This window comes from Pseudomonas sp. HY2-MNA-CIBAN-0224, assembly GCF_040310285.1.
Lineage (GTDB): Bacteria > Pseudomonadota > Gammaproteobacteria > Pseudomonadales > Pseudomonadaceae > Aquipseudomonas > Aquipseudomonas helleri.
The window spans coordinates 47,341-63,920 of record NZ_JBEOPQ010000003.1; the positions used below are offsets into that span (position 1 = coordinate 47,341).

Sequence of the window (16,580 nt, forward strand, 5' to 3'; positions counted from 1 at the left end):
TGCGATCTTTTGATGTTGAAAAAGATCGCAGCCCACGTTGAGCCATGACTCAGCGGGTTTTCCAGTTCAAAATCATCAGCGTCAACACGCCTGCTACGATGCCCCAGAACGCAGAGCCGACCGAGAACAGGCTCATGCCTGATGCGGTGACCATAAACGTCACCAGCGCAGCTTCTCGCTCTTTGGACTCCGTCATGGCAACAGTCAGGCCGTTGATGATCGAACCAAACAGTGCCAAGGCCGCAATCGACAGCACCAGTTCTTTAGGGAAGGCGGCAAACAAGGCGGCCAATGTGGCGCCAAAAATGCCTGCAATGCCATAGAAAATCCCGCACCACATGGCCGCGGTGTAACGCTTTTTGGGGTCTTTATGGGCATGTGGCCCGGTGCAGATGGCCGCGCTGATGGCCGCCAGGTTGATCCCGTGTGAACCAAAAGGGGCGAGCAGCAGCGAGGCTACCCCCGTGGTGGTAATCAGCGGCGAAGCGGGCACGGTATAACCGTCGGCGCGTAACACGGCGATGCCCGGCATGTTCTGCGAGGTCATGGCGACAACAAACAGCGGGATGCCGATGCTGATGGTGGCTGCCAGCGAAAAGGAAGGCGTGGTCCACACCGGCACGGCCACTTCCAGGGCGAAACCATTGAAATCCAGCAGCCCGAGCAACCCCGAAATCACGATGCCAATCACCAGCGCGGCCAATACCGCGTAGCGCGGCGACAGGCGTTTGACGATCAGGTAGGTAAAAAACATGCCGATCACCAGGCCGGTCTGATGCTGCGCAGCGACAAATATCTCGCTACCGATCTTGAACAAGATACCGGCCAGCAATGCCGCAGCCAGGGACGCCGGAATGCGTTTTACCAGGCGCTCAAAACTCCCGGTTACCCCACAGATAATCACCAGCACGGCACATGTGATGTACGCACCGATGGCCTCGTGGTAACTGACGCCACCTAAACTTGTGATCAGCAAGGCCGCGCCGGGCGTTGACCAGGCGATGGTAATGGGGGTGCGATAACGCAGGGATAAGCCTATGCTGCAAATGGCCATACCAATGGACAGCGCCCAAATCCATGAAGAGATTTGTCCGCTGGTCAAACCTGCTGCCTGGCCTGCTTGAAACATCAGCACCAATGAGCTGGTATAGCCGGTCATCATTGCAATGAAACCCGCGACCACCGCAGAAGGTGAGGTGTCGGCCAACGGGTGCAAGCGTGGCTGAGTGGCGTCGGTCATAAAACGCAATTCCTTGTACTGGGCAGAGTGCTCTGCAAAAGCTGTTCTTGATAAGACAGTGAACAGTGCGCAAGCCTAAACGCAAAAGTAACATTTCATTGCAATACAGCCGGGATATCAAACGGCCATACAGTCGTGCATACACTCGGGGTTGTGTACAATGCGGCCAGTTTTCTTGCATTAATTCATTGTCAGCGAGGCCCGTTTACGTATAAACGTAACGCTCAATTTGCCGCCGCTTTTCCCATTCGAGTGCCCATGAACGAACAGTTGCAGCCTCTCAAGAAACCCACCCGCGCCGGCAAGGCCGGTCGCAGCGGAACCCAGGACGATATTGTCTACGCGCATATCTTCGAGGCCATTCTCGAACAGCGTCTGGCGCCGGGCACAAAGTTGAGCGAAGAGGCGCTGGGCGAAATCTTTGGCGTAAGTCGGACCATTATCCGCCGCGCACTCTCGCGTCTGGCCCATGAAGGGGTTGTATTGCTGCGCCCCAATCGTGGCGCAGTGGTAGCTAGCCCGAGTGTTGAAGAAGCGCGCCAAGTCTTTCTTGCTCGCCGTCTGGTGGAAAAAGCCATTACGGAATTGGCCGTGGTTCATGCTACGGCGGATGATCTGGCTGAGTTGCGCAAAATGGTCCAGGACGAGCGCGACAGTTTCTCGCGGGGCGATCGTGGTGCAGGCATTCGGTTGTCGGGCGAGTTTCACTTGAAGCTGGCTGAAGCCGCCAAGAACGCGCCGCTGATTAGCTTTCAGCGCAGCCTGGTGTCGCAAACGTCGTTGATTATTGCCCAGTACGAAAGCGGCAACCGCTCACACTGCTCCTACGACGAGCACATGCAACTGATCGATGCCATCGAAGCCCGTGACGGTGCACTGGCAGTGGACCTGATGATGCATCACATGGACCACATCGACAGCAAGCTCAACCTCGACGAAGAAGGCGCCTCGGACGATTTGCATGCGGTGTTCTCGCACCTGCTGCAAACCAAAGGCAAAAGCCATCGCTAACCTGTAGTCGCTGACGAGGCACGAGGCTGCGATGGGGTGCGAAGCGGCCCCATAAGGCGATCCTGCGGCCCGCATCGCAGCCTCGTCCCTCGTCAGCGACTACACGTGTTCTGGCCAGTCCCTTAACGCTGATGCACCAGGTTCCCTGCCGCGTACGTCTGCTCAACCGTGCGGTCATCCCCCAAGGTCATCAACACAAACAACGTGTCGGCGATGTCTTTGGATTGTTGCAGGCGATAGCTCATCAGCGGCGTAGCGTTGTAGTCCAGTACCACAAAGTCTGCGTCGGTACCCGGTTTCAGGGTGCCGATCTTGTCTTCCAGGCGCAGCGCCCGCGCCCCACCCAGGGTAGCCAAATACAGCGACTTGAACGGGTTGAGGCGTGCGCCTTGCAATTGCATGACCTTGTAGGCTTCGTTCAGGGTGTTAAGCAGCGAGAAGCTTGTCCCGGCGCCTACGTCGGTGCCCAGGCCAACATTGAGCTTGTGCTTTTCGGCCATCGGCAAGTTGAACAGGCCACTGCCCAGAAACAGGTTGGACGTCGGGCAGAAGGCCACGGCGGAGCCGGTTTCAGCCAGGCGTGCGCATTCTTCGTCGCACAGGTGTACGCCGTGGGCAAAGACCGAACGTTCGCCCAAGAGTTGGTAATGGTCGTACACGTCCAGATAGCCCTTGCGCTCGGGGAACAGCGATTTTACCCACTCGATTTCCTGAAGGTTTTCGCTGATATGGGTGTGCAAATACACGTCCGGGTATTCGCTCAACAACTTGCCCGCCAGGGTTAATTGTTCTGGTGTGCTGGTCGGCGCGAAACGCGGGGTCACGGCGTAGTGCAAGCGGCCTTGACCATGCCAGCGTTCGATCAGCGCCTTGCTGTCGTTGTAGCCTGATTCGGCAGTGTCTGTCAGGTAGTCCGGTGCATTGCGGTCCATCATGACTTTGCCTGCGATCAGGCGCAGGTCCAGACGTTGTGCGGCTTCGAACAGGGCATCTACCGATTGCGGGTGCACACTGCCGAAGACCAGGGCTGTGGTTGTGCCGTTGCGTAGTAGCTCTTTCAGGAAAATATCCGCGACTTTCTCGGAATGTGCCTTGTCGGCGAACTGGTTTTCGCACGGGAACGTGTAGGTGTTCAGCCAGTCGAGCAGCTGCTCGCCGTAGGCGCCAATCATTCCGGTCTGTGGGAAATGGATATGGGTGTCGATAAAGCCCGGGGTGATCAGCGCATCGCTGTAGAAGGTAATGTCAGTGTCGGCAGGTAACGTCTCGAGCAGGTCCAGGGCATTGCCCAGCGCGGTGATTTTGCCGTCCTCGACCACCAGCAGGCCATCTTCAAAATACTCGTAGGAGGCCTCTATCCCGACTTCGGCAGGGTCGGCGATGCTGTGCAGAATGGCGGCGCGGTAGGCTTTACAGGTCATAACAACTCTCAGTGCGTGGCATGGCTGCGTCGCGAAGACGCCACCAATTGTGTAAGGGGTTCAGCGCCAATCGGTTCGGCGCAGGCAGTGTGCTGGCCGAAGTGGGCGTTATAAGTGGCGATAATTTCGCCGGCGATGGAGATCGCGATTTCAATCGGTAACTTGCCCTTCACCTCATTTAAGCCCATCGGGCAGCGCATACGCTGCAGAGGGTCGGCGCTGATGCCGCGCTCACGCAGGCGATGTTCAAACTTCATGCGCTTGGTTTTTGAGCCAATCAAGCCGAAGTAGGCAAAGTCGTTGCGTTTGAGCAGGGCGGCGCTGAGTTCCAGGTCCAGGGCGTGATTATGCGTCATGACGATGCAGTAGCAACCCGCAGGCAGCGTATTGATTTCATCTACCGGGTCTTCGCAGACTATTTTGCGTACTCCGGCCGGTATCAATGCCGGGAATTCTTGCTCCCGCGAATCAATCCAGCGCACGCGGCAGGGCAGGCTGGCCAGCAGGGGCACCAGTGCGCGGGCGACATGCCCGGCGCCGAACACCGCTATGTGTGCTTGCACCTGACCCATGGGTTCAAACAGCAGCACGGCCACGCCGCCACAGCATTGACCAAGACTGGCGCCGAGGCTGAAGCGCTGCAGGTGCGGCCCTTGTGAGTGGGCAGCGAGCATCTCGCGGGCGATGTGCATGGCTTTAAATTCCAGATGGCCACCACCGATGGTGTCGTAGACCTGGCTGGCGCTGATCAGCATCTTTGCCCCCGCATTTCGCGGTGTTGAGCCTTGTTCTTCGATAAGCGTGACCAGTACGCTCGGTTCACCCTGTTGCTGCAAATCGGCCAGTGCGCGGATCCACTCATTCATGGTTTGGTCCTCGCTTATTTGTAGCCGCTGCCGCAGGCTGCGATAAGGGTCGCAGGACCTTCGGTTTTTCAGGGCTGCTACGCAACCCATCGCAGCCTTCGGCAGCGGCTACAGCCTTACGCATCTGCTCACAGCCCCACAACACCCGTTCCGGCGTAGCAGGCGTATCAATATCGGGTTGCACGCGATAATCGGCGAGGCTAGCGACCGCGTCTTTTATCGCGCACCACGCGGCAATACCGAGCATAAAGGGCGGCTCGCCCACGGCTTTGGAATGGAACACCGTGTCTTCCGGGTTTTTGCGGTTTTCGACCAATTTCACCCGCAGATCCAATGGCATGTCGGCCACCGCCGGGATCTTGTAGCTGGCCGGGCCGCTGGTCAGCAGCTTGCCCTTGGCGTTCCATACCAGTTCTTCGCTGGTCAGCCAGCCCACGCCCTGCACATAGCCGCCTTCAACCTGGCCCACATCAATGGCCGGGTTCAGCGAGGCGCCCACGTCATGCAGGATGTCGGTACGCAACATTTTGTATTCCCCGGTCAGGGTGTCGACGATCACCTCTGCGCAGGCAACCCCAAAAGCGTAGTAGTAAAACGGCCGGCCACGGGCCTGGCTGCGGTCGTAAAAAATCTTCGGGGTTTTGTAATAGCCGGTACTGGAGAGCGAGACTTGGCCGAAGTAGGCCTGCTGGATCAGTGCTGCAAAACTCAGAATCTGTTCACCGATGCGCACCAATCCGTTATGGAACACCACGTCCTGGGCGCTGACCTGGTACTTTTCTGCGGCAAACTCAATCAATCGCTGCTTGATGGTTTGAGCCGCATTTTGCGCTGCCTTGCCATTCAGGTCTGCCCCGCTGGAGGCCGCCGTGGGTGAGGTGTTGGGCACTTTCTCGGTATGAGTGGCGGTGATGTGCACGCGGTCGACTTCCACCTGAAACACCTCGGCCACCACTTGCGCGACCTTGATATTCAGGCCCTGGCCCATTTCTGTGCCGCCGTGGTTCAAGTGAATGCTGCCATCGGTGTAAATGTGTATCAGCGCTCCGGCCTGGTTGAGAAAGCTGGCAGTGAACGAAATGCCGAATTTGACCGGGGTGAGGGCCAGGCCTTTTTTCAGGATCGGGCTGCTGGCATTGAAGGCCTTGATCGCCGCGCGACGCTCCGCGTATTGGCTGCTGGCTTCGAGATCGGCGGTCATTTCATGGAGCAAGTTGTGCTCCACGGGTTGGTAATAGTGAGTCACGTTGCGCTCGGTTTTGCCGTAATAATTGACCTTGCGCACCGCCAGCGGGTCCAGGTGCAAATGCCGGGCAATCCGGTCCATGACCTCCTCAATGGCGACCATGCCTTGCGGGCCGCCGAAGCCGCGATACGCCGTATTGGAGGCCGTGTTGGTTTTGCAGCGGTGCCCATGGATTGTGGCATCGCCCAAGTAATACGCGTTGTCGGCGTGAAACATGGCGCGGTCAACAATGGACCCTGACAAGTCGGGCGAGTAGCCGCAGTTGGCCGCCAGGTCTAGTTGGATACCTTGCAGCCGCCCGTTGTCATCGAACCCGACGTCGTACTCGATATAAAAAGGGTGACGCTTGCCGGTCATCTGCATGTCTTCGCTTCGTGGCAGGCGCATCTTGGTTGGTTGCCCGGTCAGGTGCGCAACCACCGCACACAAGCACGCGGGGCTGGCCGCCTGGGTCTCTTTGCCACCAAAGCCGCCGCCCATGCGGCGCATGTCTACCGCGACTTTATTCATCGGTACGCCCAGCACTTCGGACACCAGCTTCTGGATCTCGGTCGGGTGCTGGGTTGAGCAATACACGATCATGCCGCCGTCTTCAGTGGGCATGACTGAAGAGATCTGTGTTTCAAGGTAAAAATGCTCTTGCCCACCGATGTGCAGTTGACCTTGCAGCCGATGGGTGGCCTGTCTCAGCGCGGTGCTGGCGTCGCCACGTTGGTGAGTATGGCTGTCGAGCACAAAGTGTTTTTTGCGCAGTGCTTCTACGACATCAAGTACTGGCTCAAGGTCTTCGTACTCGATCACGGCCGCCATTGCTGCCTTGCGGGCGGTGTCCAGGTCGCTGGCGGCCACCGCTAGTACCGGCTGCCCGACAAACTCCACGGTATCGATGGCCAATAACGGATCGCCCGGCAACAGCGGGCCGATGTCTTTGAGGCCGGGGATGTCCTCGTGGGTGATCACCCGTCGCACACCGGCAAAGGCATAGCAGGGCGCGGTAACGATGCGGATGATGCGTGCGTGGGCGCGGTCAGACAAACGCGCGTACACGTGCAACTGGTTGGGGAATTCCAGCCGGTCATCGATGTACTGTGCCTCGCCCGACACATGTTTATCTGCGCTGTCATGTTTGACGCTGCGGCCCACACCGGTTTTCAAATCCTGGGCAAACAGGGCGCTCAGTTCAGCCTGGGACATTTCGATCGCGTGAGAGTTAGACATAAGCCGTTACCCGCGTTTGAAGGTCCGGGGTTTGCTGTTCGATAAAGTATTTGCGCAACAGGTTTTGCGCGCACAGCAAGCGGTATTCCTTGCTGGCGCGAAAGTCCGAGAGCGGGCTGAAATCCTGCGACAAGGCGTTGCAGGCTCGCTCCACCGTTGCGCTGTTCCAGGGCGCGTTGTGCAAGACCGCCTCGCAGGCGCTGGCGCGTTTGGGCGTGCCTGCCATGCCGCCGAAGGCTATGCGGGCGTCGATCACCACGCCGTTTTCGATGTGCAGATTGAACGCAGCGCACACGGCGCTGATGTCGTCATCAAGACGCTTGGAGATTTTATAGGCGCGAAAAAAATGGCTGGCCTTGGCGCGCGGGATGACGATTTTCTCGATGAATTCGCCTTCAGCTTGGGCGATCACCCGGTAGTCCATAAAGTAATCTTCCAGCGCCAGCGTGCGACGTGTAGCCCCTTTGCGTAAGACCAGTTGTGAGCCGAGGGCAATCAGCAGAGGTGGCGAATCACCAATGGGCGAAGCGTTGCCGATGTTGCCGCCCAAGGTGCCCTGGTTGCGAATTTGCAGCGAAGCAAAACGCTGTAACAGCTCACCGAAGTCCGGGTATTCGGCGTTGAGCGTGTGGTAAACATCCGCGAGCGTCACTGCAGCGCCGATTTCGAGGCGATCGGCAAAGCGTTCGATGCGCTTTAGCTCGGCAATCTGCCCGAGAGCAATCATCACCGGCAGGCTGCGGTGAAGTTGCGTGACCTCCAGCGCCAGGTCGGTCCCGCCCGCCAGCAGGCGCGCCTGGGGATGCGCTGCATAGGCGCGGGCCAGCTCGTCAAGCGTAAGCGGCAGCAGGCAACGGTTGTCGCCGTTATTCAGTTCGCTGGCGCCGACGGGGCGGATGGCCTTGAGCTTGGCCAAGGTCGCGCCGTGTTGTGCATCAAATTGGTCCGCAGGCACTGAGTGGCAGGCTTGCGCCGCGGCGGCCAGAATCGGTCGATAGCCGGTGCAGCGGCAGAGGTTGCCGGCCAGTGCTTCGTGGGCCTGCTGGTGGTTGGCCTCAGGGCTGTTTTTTTGCAGGGCAAACAACGACATGACAAAGCCGGGTGTGCAAAAGCCGCATTGCGAGCCGTGGCAGTCGACCAGCGCCTGCTGCACGCTGTGGAGCTGGCCCTGGTGCTTGAGGTCTTCGACGCTGATTAACTGCTTGCCATGCAAGGCCGAAACGAAGGTCAGGCAGGCATTCAGGCTGCGATAGCGCAGGCCTTCAGTGCCTTGCTCGTCGGTATGCAACTCACCAATAACCACTGTGCAGGCGCCGCAATCACCGCTGGCACAACCTTCCTTGGTGCCGGGTTTGTGCAGGTGCTGACGCAGGTAATTAAGTACGGTGAGGTTGGGGTCCAGTGCATGTTCAGTGCGTAGCGTCTGATTAACTAAAAACTGGATCACGGGCGGCCTCGCACTGCACTATTTTTATCGGGCGGGATGAATTGAATCTAGTCATTGCTGACTTCAGGGTCAAGAAATGCCAGTGAGTCATCCCGGTGATTGATCGCGACACGATTTATTTGCTTATTTCGTGCCACATTCGGCGCCCGAGACACTCTGCTTGCACCGCGCAAGTGCGTTACACTCCGCCGCCTGCACTGATCGAAGATTTTGAAGGTACAACATGACGTTCAAGGCGCCGGATAGCCTCGCCGAGCAAATAGCTCACCACCTCGCTGAGCGGATTATTCGTGGCGAGCTCAAGCCTGGAGAACGCATTCAAGAACAGAAGGTAACGCTGGCGCTCAATGTCAGCCGCGGCTCTGTGCGCGAAGCGTTGTTGATCCTGGAGCGTCGACACTTGATCGCGATCCTTCCACGGCGTGGGGCACATGTCACCGAGCTCACTGCGCACAAGGTCCAAAGCCTGTGTACGTTGATGAGCGAGATGTACATTTTGCTCGGCAATGCCGTTGCGCAGCGCTGGACAGCGCCGTCTGACCTGGGGCCTTTCCTGCAAATCCAGCAGCGTCTGGTCGACAGCTACGAGCGCCAGGACATCAGCGCCTTTGTTGAAGACAGCTTCAACGTGATGCGCGCTGCCTACCCGTTTGCCGATAACCCGTACCTGCAAGAAACCGTCGAAAATCTGCACCCGGCCATGAGCCGTGCCTATTACCTGGCACTGGAACAACGCAAGGCCGAGATGAGCGAGTTTCTGGCGCTGTTCGCGGAGTTGCTTGAGGCGGTTCTAGCGCGTGATTTATCGCAAATTCGTGTCGTACTGAGCCGATATGCTCAGCGCAGTTGTGACCTGGTGTTGTCTGCCTTGACGGTTGCCTAAGCGTGCGTCTCAAGTGCATCAAACTGGCGGGCTTCAAATCCTTCGTTGACCCGACAACGGTTAACTTTCCGAGCAATATGGCGGCCGTGGTTGGCCCCAACGGTTGCGGCAAGTCGAACATTATCGACGCCGTACGCTGGGTAATGGGCGAAAGCTCGGCCAAAAACCTGCGCGGCGAGTCGATGACCGACGTCATCTTCAACGGCTCCACCAGCCGTAAACCCGTGAGCCAGGCCAGCATTGAACTGGTGTTTGATAACTCCGACGGCACACTGCTGGGCGAATATGCGGCCTACGCCGAGATCTCCATCCGCCGTAAAGTGACCCGCGACAGCCAGACCACCTATTACCTCAACGGCACCAAGTGCCGTCGTCGTGACATCACCGATATTTTCCTCGGCACTGGCCTGGGGCCACGCAGCTACTCGATCATCGAGCAGGGCATGATCTCCAAGCTGATCGAGTCCAAGCCCGAAGACCTGCGCAACTTTATCGAAGAAGCGGCCGGCATCTCCAAGTACAAGGAGCGACGCCGCGAGACCGAAAACAGGATTCGTCGCACCCACGAGAACCTCGCGCGCCTGACCGACTTGCGTGAAGAGCTGGGTCGCCAGCTTGAGCGTCTGCACCGTCAGGCCCAGGCCGCCGAGAAGTACCAGGAATACAAAGCCGAAGAGCGTCAGCTCAAGGCGCAGTTGTCCGCGTTGCGCTGGCAAGCCCTGAACGAGCAGGTGGGCCAGCGCGAAACGATCATTGGCGATCAGGAAGTCAGCTTTGAAGCGTTGGTCGCTGAGCAGCGCAATGCCGATGCCAGCATCGAACGCCTGCGTGACGGGCATCACGACCTGTCAGAACGCTTTAATTTGGTGCAAGGGCGCTTCTATTCGGTGGGTGGCGACATCGCCCGCGTCGAACAAAGCATCCAGCACGGGCAGCAACGTTTGCGTCAGTTGCAAGACGACTTGCGCGAAGCCGAGCGCTCGCGCCTTGAAACCGAGTCGCACCTGGGGCATGACCGCACAATGCTGGCGACGCTGGGTGAAGAGCTCGAAATGTTGGTGCCCGAACAGGAACTGACCAGCGCCGCCGCTGAAGAGTCGGCGGCCGCGCTCGAAGAGTCCGAAGTCACCATGCATGCCTGGCAAGAGCAGTGGGATGCCTTCAACCTGCGCTCGGCTGAGCCGCAACGCCAATCCGAAGTCCTGCAAGCGCGTATCCAGCAACTGGAAACCAGTATGGAACGCGTGGCTGAACGCCAGCGTCGCTTGGCCGAAGAGCGTGCCTTGCTCGCAGCAGACCCGGAAGATGCAGCGATTCTTGAACTGAGTGAGTTGCTGGCGACCAGCGAACTCACCCAAGAAGAGCTGCAAGCCAGCGAAGAACAGGTGATCGAGCGCCTTGAGCAAGTGCGTCACGACTTGCAGCAAGCCACGCAAAATCAGCAGCAGGCCCAGGGCGAGTTGCAGCGGCTTAACGGTCGTCTGGCTTCCCTTGAGGCACTGCAGCAGGCCGCGCTGGACCCTGGCGCCGGTGCAGGCGAATGGCTGCGTGAGCAGCAATTGGCTGAGCGTCCACGTCTGGCGGAAGGCCTGCGGGTTGTAGCCGGATGGGAGCTTGCGGTCGAAACGGTGCTGGGTGCCGACCTCCAGGCCGTGTTGGTGGATGATTTTTCCCAAGTGGATCTGGCGGGCTTTGCCCAAGGTGATTTACGCCTGTTCAGCGCCGACGCCACCGCGAGCCGCATCGCGGGCAGTTTGCTGGACAAAGTCGAAGCCGATTTTGACTTGGCGCCTTGGCTGGGGCAGGTCAAACCGGTTGAAACCCTTGAGCAGGCACTGGCAGCGCGTGGGCAACTGGCCGACGGCCAAAGCCTGATCAGCCGTGACGGTTATTGGGTCGGGCGCAACTTTTTGCGTGTGCGCCGCGCCAGTGAAGCCGAAAGCGGCGTGTTGGCCCGCGGCCAGGAAATCCAGCGTCTGGGGATTGAGCGCGAAGAGCGTGAAGCGACTTTGGCGACCCTTGAGGATCAGTTGCAACGCTTGCGTAAGCAGCAAGTCGCTCAAGAAGACGCGCGTGAGCAAGTTCGTCGCCGCTTGCAGGACGAAGCCCGCCAACAAGGCGAGATCAAAGCCAAGCTGTCTGCCAGTAAAGCCAAGGTCGAGCAGTTGACCTTGCGCCGTCGGCGGCTTGACGAAGAGCTGGCCGAGCTCAGCGAGCAACGTGCGCTGGAGCATGAGCACGTTGGTGAGGCGCGCCTGAACTTGCAGCAAGCGCTGGATGCGATGGCCACTGACACCGAGCAGCGCGAACTGCTACTGGCTCAACGCGACAGCTTGCGCGAACGCCTTGATCGGGTGCGTCAAGAAGCCCGTCAGCACAAGGATCACGCCCACCAATTGGCCGTACGCCTGGGCTCACTCAGGGCGCAGCACGATTCGACCCGTCAGGCGCTGGAGCGGCTGGAGCTGCAATCTGAGCGGCTCGCTGAAAAGCGTGAGCAGCTCACCCTCAATCTGGAGGAGGGCGAAGCCCCTCTTGAAGAGCTGCGCCTTAAACTTGAAGAGTTGCTGGATAAACGCCTGAGCGTTGACGAGGAACTTAAAGTTGCGCAATTGGCTCTTGAAGATGCGGACCGTGAATTGCGCGACGCTGAAAAGCGCCGCAACCAGGCCGAGCAACAGTCTCAACTGATTCGTGGCCAGCTTGAGCAGCAGCGTATGGAATGGCAGGCGCTGACAGTTCGGCGCACGGCCTTGCAAGATCAGTTGCTGGCAGACGGTTATGACTTGCACGGGGTGCTGGCAACATTGAGTAACGAACTCAATGAGCAGCAGGCCGAAGAGGAACTTGAGCGGATTGCTGCGCGCATTCAGCGTTTGGGTGCGATTAACCTCGCGGCCATTGATGAATACCAGCAGCAGTCCGAGCGTAAGCGTTATCTGGATGCCCAGGATGCCGATCTGGTCGAAGCACTGGACACCCTGGAAAACGTTATTCGCAAGATTGATAAAGAAACCCGCAGTCGCTTCAAAGACACCTTTGATCAGATAAATGGTGGATTACAGGCACTTTTCCCAAAAGTTTTCGGTGGCGGCAGCGCTTATTTGGAACTGACGGGCGAAGATTTACTCGATACAGGGGTAACGATCATGGCGAGGCCGCCGGGCAAAAAGAACAGCACGATTCATTTGCTGTCCGGTGGTGAGAAGGCATTGACGGCTCTGGCATTGGTTTTTGCCATTTTTAAACTCAATCCGGCGCCGTTCTGCATGCTCGACGAAGTTGATGCACCACTTGATGACGCGAACGTGGGGCGCTATGCGCGGTTGGTTAAAGAGATGTCCCAGACCGTGCAATTCATCTACATCACCCACAACAAAATCGCCATGGAAATGGCTGATCAGTTGATGGGGGTGACGATGCATGAGCCAGGTTGTTCACGTCTTGTTGCGGTTGATGTTGAGGAAGCAATGGCAATGGTCGATGCATGAGCTATAAGCAAGTAGGGGTAAAATTTTCTTCATGTAAGAAAATCCCTACAGATTTGGCTGATGAGACGTGTAGGTCATCGGCTACATGGGCCTAACTCAAGGTGACAGACGGTGTAAAGTTATCTTTGGTCGTGTTAATTTAGCGTCTAATTTTTTTGCACGTGGAAAAACGTCATTCAGAACATAGAGTTGGCGCCACGTTTTAAAGGGCTTTAGGCTCTTCTTCATAGAATCATTTTTTTAGGGGCACGGGATTACATGGAAATCGGTCTGCGCGAGTGGCTGATAGTCATCGGCATAGTGGTCATCGCCGGTATTCTTTTTGACGGCTGGCGTCGTATGCGTGGCGGTAAAGGGAAGCTCAAGTTTCGTCTTGACCGCAGTTTTTCCAATGTGCCCGACGAGGAAAACAGCGCCGAGCTGTTAGGCCCGTCACGGGTTCTGGATACGCCGGATCACAAAGAGCCGCAGCTCGATGAGCATGACCTGCCATCGGTAAGCATGCCGCCCCGTGAGAAGTCCTCCAAGCGCGGTAAACGTGCCAGTGAGCCAAGCCAGGGTGACTTGAACCTCAACCTCGATCTTGATGATGACGGTCCAAGCTTCAGTGCGCGTGACGATGATGCTCCTGTTGAAACCAAGCCACGCGGGCGTCAGACGCCAGCAGTGGCTGCGGCAGAAAGCAAAGAGCCCGCACCGGCAACCGAAGAAGTGCTGGTCATCAGCGTTATCAGCCGTGACCCTGCAGGCTTCAAAGGCCCGGCGCTTCTGCAAAACATTCTTGAGAGCGGCTTGCGTTTCGGTGAAATGGATATTTTCCACCGTCACGAAAGCATGGCCGGCAACGGCGAAGTCCTGTTCTCCATGGCCAACGCCGTGAAACCGGGCGTGTTCGATCTGGACGACATCGATCTGTTCAGCACGCCAGCGGTGAGCTTCTTCCTCGGCTTGCCAGGCCCGCGTCATCCCAAGCAGGCGTTTGATGTGATGGTGGCAGCAGCGCGCAAGTTGTCCCAGGAACTCAACGGCGAACTCAAAGACGACCAGCGCAGCGTGTTGACGGCTCAGACTATTGAGCATTACCGCCAGCGCATCGTCGAATTCGAGCGTCGTGCCCTGACTCAAAAACGCTAAAGCCGTGGGGGCTGTGTGATCGCTCCCGCTGAGTGAACTATGAATTAACACATGAGCAGCCTCGGCTGCTCATTTGCTTTGTGAGAGAAAACCCCATGACCGCCGCCAACACCCGCATTCTAGAGCTGCGCGCTGAACTGGATCAGCATAACTACCGCTACCACGTACTCGACGAGCCGAGCATCCCGGACGCCGAGTACGACCGGCTGTTTCGTGAGCTTAAAGCCCTGGAAGCGGAACACCCGGAACTGGTGACGGCAGATTCGCCGACCCAGCGCGTGGGCAGTGCGGCGTTGTCGGCCTTTACTCAAGTGCGCCACGAAGTGCCCATGCTGAGCCTGGGTAACGCGTTTGATGAAACCGACATGCGCGAATTTGATCGGCGTGTCAGCGAGGGGCTGGATTTACCGGCGGGCGACCTGTTCGGCGGCGGTGCAGAAGTTGAATACAGCTGCGAACCCAAGCTAGATGGTCTGGCGGTCAGCTTGCTGTATCAGGATGGCGTTCTGGTGCGCGGCGCGACTCGAGGTGATGGCACCACCGGTGAAGACATCAGCGTCAACGTGCGCACTGTGCGCAACATCCCGCTTAAGTTGCAGGGCAGCGGCTGGCCTGCGGTGCTTGAAGTGCGCGGTGAAGTGTTTATGTCCAAGGCGGGTTTTGACCGCCTCAATGAAGCCCAGCTTGCGGCGGGTGGCAAAACCTTTGCCAACCCGCGTAACGCAGCGGCTGGCAGTCTGCGCCAACTGGATTCGAAAATCACCGCCAGCCGTCCGCTGGAGTTTTGCTGCTATGGGCTGGGGCAAGTTTCTGAAGAGTTTGCCGATACGCACATTGGCAATCTCAAACAGTTGCAGCAGTGGGGCATGCCCATCAGTCACGAGTTGAAACTGGCCAAAGGCATTGCCGAGTGCCTGGACTACTACCGTGACATTGGTGAGCGTCGTGCCTCGTTGGCGTATGAAATCGACGGCGTGGTGTTCAAGGTCAACAGCCTGGCCTCGCAACGCGAATTGGGCTTTCGCGCACGTGAACCGCGCTGGGCAATCGCCCATAAATTCCCGGCAATGGAAGAGCTGACTGAGCTGCTGGATGTTGAGTTCCAGGTCGGGCGTACGGGGGCGGTCACTCCGGTTGCACGCCTGAAGCCAGTCAAGGTGGCGGGCGTGACCGTGTCTAATGCCACGTTGCACAACATGGACGAAGTGGCACGCTTGGGTCTGATGATTCACGACACCGTGATCATTCGCCGTGCCGGAGATGTGATCCCGCAGGTGGTGCAAGTGGTGCTCGACCGGCGCCCTGACAACGCGCGTCCGGTGCACATCCCGCAAAACTGCCCGGTGTGCGGCTCCCACGTCGAGCGCACGCAATTGATCAAGCGCAGCAAGGGCCGCGAAACCGTCAGCGAAGGTGCGGTGTACCGCTGTGTCGGGCGGCTGGCCTGCGGTGCGCAATTGAAGCAGGCGATCATCCATTTTGTCTCGCGACGGGCCATGGACATTGAAGGCCTGGGTGAAAAGAGCGTTGAGCAGTTGGTCGATGAAGGTCTGGTGAGTTCGCCTGCCGACCTGTACACCCTGTCATTTGAGCAAATCGTTGACCTGGAAGGCTTTGCCGAACTGTCGAGCAACAACTTGTTGGCGGCCATTGCCGACAGCAAGCGTCCGACACTGGCGCGATTTATCTACGCATTGGGTATTCCAGATGTAGGTGAGGAGACAGCCAAGGTTTTGGCGCGCTCATTGGGCTCTCTGGAGCGCGTGCAGCGTGCGTTGCCGCAAGTGCTCACGTACTTGCCGGACGTGGGCCTGGAAGTGGCTCACGAGATCCACAGCTTCTTCAGCGATGACCACAACCGCCAAGTGATTGGTCAATTGCTGGAGCGCGGTCTGGAATTACAGGATCAAGGTGAGCTGGGCGCTGAATTTGCCGCCAGCGCAACCTTGGGCGGGTTGATCGACAAGCTGCACATTCCGTCTGTTGGGCCGGGCGGTGCGCAGAAGCTGGCCGACAAATTCGACACCCTTGAGCGCGTGATCAACGCCGATTGGCTGGACATGCGTCAGGCCTTGCCTGAAAAGCAAGCCAAGGCCGTGCGCGAGTTCTTCGACAACCCGGACAATGCGCGACTGGCGCTGGAAGTCGAAGCGCAACTGCGTGACTTCGGCATGCACTGGCAGAGCGAGAAAAAAACCGTAGAAGGCTTGCCGCTGGCCGGGCAGACCTGGGTGTTGACTGGCTCGCTGGAATTGATGAGCCGCGATATCGCCAAAGAAAAGCTGGAAAACCTAGGCGCCAAAGTCTCGGGCTCGGTGTCCGGGAAAACCCATTGCGTCGTGGCCGGGCCGGGGGCGGGGTCCAAATTGACCAAGGCCAATGAACTGGGTCTCAAGGTGCTGGATGAAGAAGCGTTTGTAGCGTTCCTCAAAGAGCAGGGTATTAGCCTGTAACAGCTGCAAAATCTGTAGTCGCTGCCGCAGGCTGCGAAGGGTTGCGAAGCAATCCGTTGCCTCGTAGCCTGCGCGAGCTTCATCGCAGCCTTCGGCAGCGACTACGGAGCCAAATACATGCCCGAATCCAAGTACTTGAACCCATTCATTTTTTTATTCTTGAAGCAGCG

10 protein-coding genes are annotated in these 16,580 nt (G+C 58.2%); 5 read left to right on the plus strand and 5 right to left on the minus strand.

Annotated elements, in window-relative coordinates:
- Positions 1 to 49: 49 nt before the first annotated feature.
- Positions 50 to 1,240, minus strand: coding sequence for a benzoate/H(+) symporter BenE family transporter (locus AAEZ03_RS03365; RefSeq protein ID WP_350576021.1), 1,191 nt, complete (start codon positions 1,238 to 1,240; stop codon positions 50 to 52).
- Positions 1,241 to 1,498: 258 nt separating this feature from the next.
- Between AAEZ03_RS03365 and AAEZ03_RS03370 the strand changes: the two genes are divergently transcribed.
- Positions 1,499 to 2,251 carry a GntR family transcriptional regulator gene (locus AAEZ03_RS03370; RefSeq protein WP_048389959.1) on the plus strand — a complete coding sequence of 251 codons (753 nt, stop codon included), beginning with the start codon at positions 1,499 to 1,501 and terminating at the stop codon, positions 2,249 to 2,251.
- Between the two features lie 122 nt (positions 2,252 to 2,373).
- Here AAEZ03_RS03370 and guaD read toward each other — a convergent pair whose 3' ends face one another.
- The 4 genes from guaD to xdhA are packed head-to-tail and all read right to left on the minus strand — an operon-like array spanning position 2,374 to position 8,449.
- Positions 2,374 to 3,672: a guanine deaminase gene (gene guaD, locus AAEZ03_RS03375; protein ID WP_350576024.1), complete on the minus strand. Its 1,299-nt coding sequence runs from the start codon at positions 3,670 to 3,672 to the stop codon at positions 2,374 to 2,376.
- An 8-nt stretch (positions 3,673 to 3,680) separates the two neighbouring features.
- Positions 3,681 to 4,538 (minus strand): xanthine dehydrogenase accessory protein XdhC, encoded by an 858-nt coding sequence (gene xdhC / locus AAEZ03_RS03380; RefSeq protein WP_350576027.1) that lies wholly within the window; start codon positions 4,536 to 4,538, stop codon positions 3,681 to 3,683.
- Complete coding sequence (gene xdhB, locus AAEZ03_RS03385) at positions 4,531 to 7,002, minus strand: xanthine dehydrogenase molybdopterin binding subunit (RefSeq protein WP_350576029.1); 2,472 nt, start codon at positions 7,000 to 7,002, stop codon at positions 4,531 to 4,533. The genes xdhC and xdhB overlap by 8 nt, the downstream gene beginning before the upstream one ends.
- Positions 6,995 to 8,449, minus strand: a complete 1,455-nt coding sequence (gene xdhA, locus AAEZ03_RS03390) for a xanthine dehydrogenase small subunit (protein ID WP_350576031.1) — start codon at positions 8,447 to 8,449, stop codon at positions 6,995 to 6,997. Before xdhA ends, xdhB begins: the two co-directional genes overlap by 8 nt.
- A 223-nt stretch (positions 8,450 to 8,672) precedes the next feature.
- Here xdhA and AAEZ03_RS03395 point away from each other — a divergent pair, with 223 nt between their 5' ends.
- The 4 genes from AAEZ03_RS03395 to ligA all read left to right on the plus strand — a co-directional run bounded on the left by AAEZ03_RS03395 (position 8,673) and on the right by ligA (position 16,410).
- Positions 8,673 to 9,332 carry a GntR family transcriptional regulator gene (locus tag AAEZ03_RS03395; protein ID WP_282364203.1) on the plus strand — a complete coding sequence of 220 codons (660 nt, stop codon included), beginning with the start codon at positions 8,673 to 8,675 and terminating at the stop codon, positions 9,330 to 9,332.
- A 2-nt stretch (positions 9,333 to 9,334) separates the two neighbouring features.
- Positions 9,335 to 12,823, plus strand: a complete 3,489-nt coding sequence (smc, locus tag AAEZ03_RS03400; protein WP_350576033.1) for a chromosome segregation protein SMC — start codon at positions 9,335 to 9,337, stop codon at positions 12,821 to 12,823.
- A 258-nt stretch (positions 12,824 to 13,081) separates the two neighbouring features.
- Positions 13,082 to 13,957: a cell division protein ZipA gene (zipA, locus tag AAEZ03_RS03405; RefSeq protein WP_153375204.1), complete on the plus strand. Its 876-nt coding sequence runs from the start codon at positions 13,082 to 13,084 to the stop codon at positions 13,955 to 13,957.
- A gap of 95 nt (positions 13,958 to 14,052) precedes the next feature.
- The gene (ligA, locus tag AAEZ03_RS03410) at positions 14,053 to 16,410 is read left to right on the plus strand and encodes an NAD-dependent DNA ligase LigA (protein WP_350576036.1); all 2,358 of its coding nucleotides are present in this window, start codon (positions 14,053 to 14,055) and stop codon (positions 16,408 to 16,410) included.
- The last annotated feature ends 170 nt before the right edge of the window (positions 16,411 to 16,580 follow it).

Bases quoted from the DNA above. Each gene is read 5' to 3' on its own strand.
- AAEZ03_RS03370 (WP_048389959.1), top strand. From the start codon at position 1,499: ATGAACGAACAGTTGCAGCCTCTCAAGAAACCCACCCGCGCCGGCAAG.
- ligA (WP_350576036.1), top strand. From the start codon at position 14,053: ATGACCGCCGCCAACACCCGCATTCTAGAGCTGCGCGCTGAACTGGAT.
- xdhB (WP_350576029.1), bottom strand. From the start codon at position 7,002: ATGTCTAACTCTCACGCGATCGAAATGTCCCAGGCTGAACTGAGCGCC.
- xdhC (WP_350576027.1), bottom strand. From the start codon at position 4,538: ATGAATGAGTGGATCCGCGCACTGGCCGATTTGCAGCAACAGGGTGAA.
- AAEZ03_RS03365 (WP_350576021.1), bottom strand. From the start codon at position 1,240: ATGACCGACGCCACTCAGCCACGCTTGCACCCGTTGGCCGACACCTCA.
- guaD (WP_350576024.1), bottom strand. From the start codon at position 3,672: ATGACCTGTAAAGCCTACCGCGCCGCCATTCTGCACAGCATCGCCGAC.
- AAEZ03_RS03395 (WP_282364203.1), top strand. From the start codon at position 8,673: ATGACGTTCAAGGCGCCGGATAGCCTCGCCGAGCAAATAGCTCACCAC.
- zipA (WP_153375204.1), top strand. From the start codon at position 13,082: ATGGAAATCGGTCTGCGCGAGTGGCTGATAGTCATCGGCATAGTGGTC.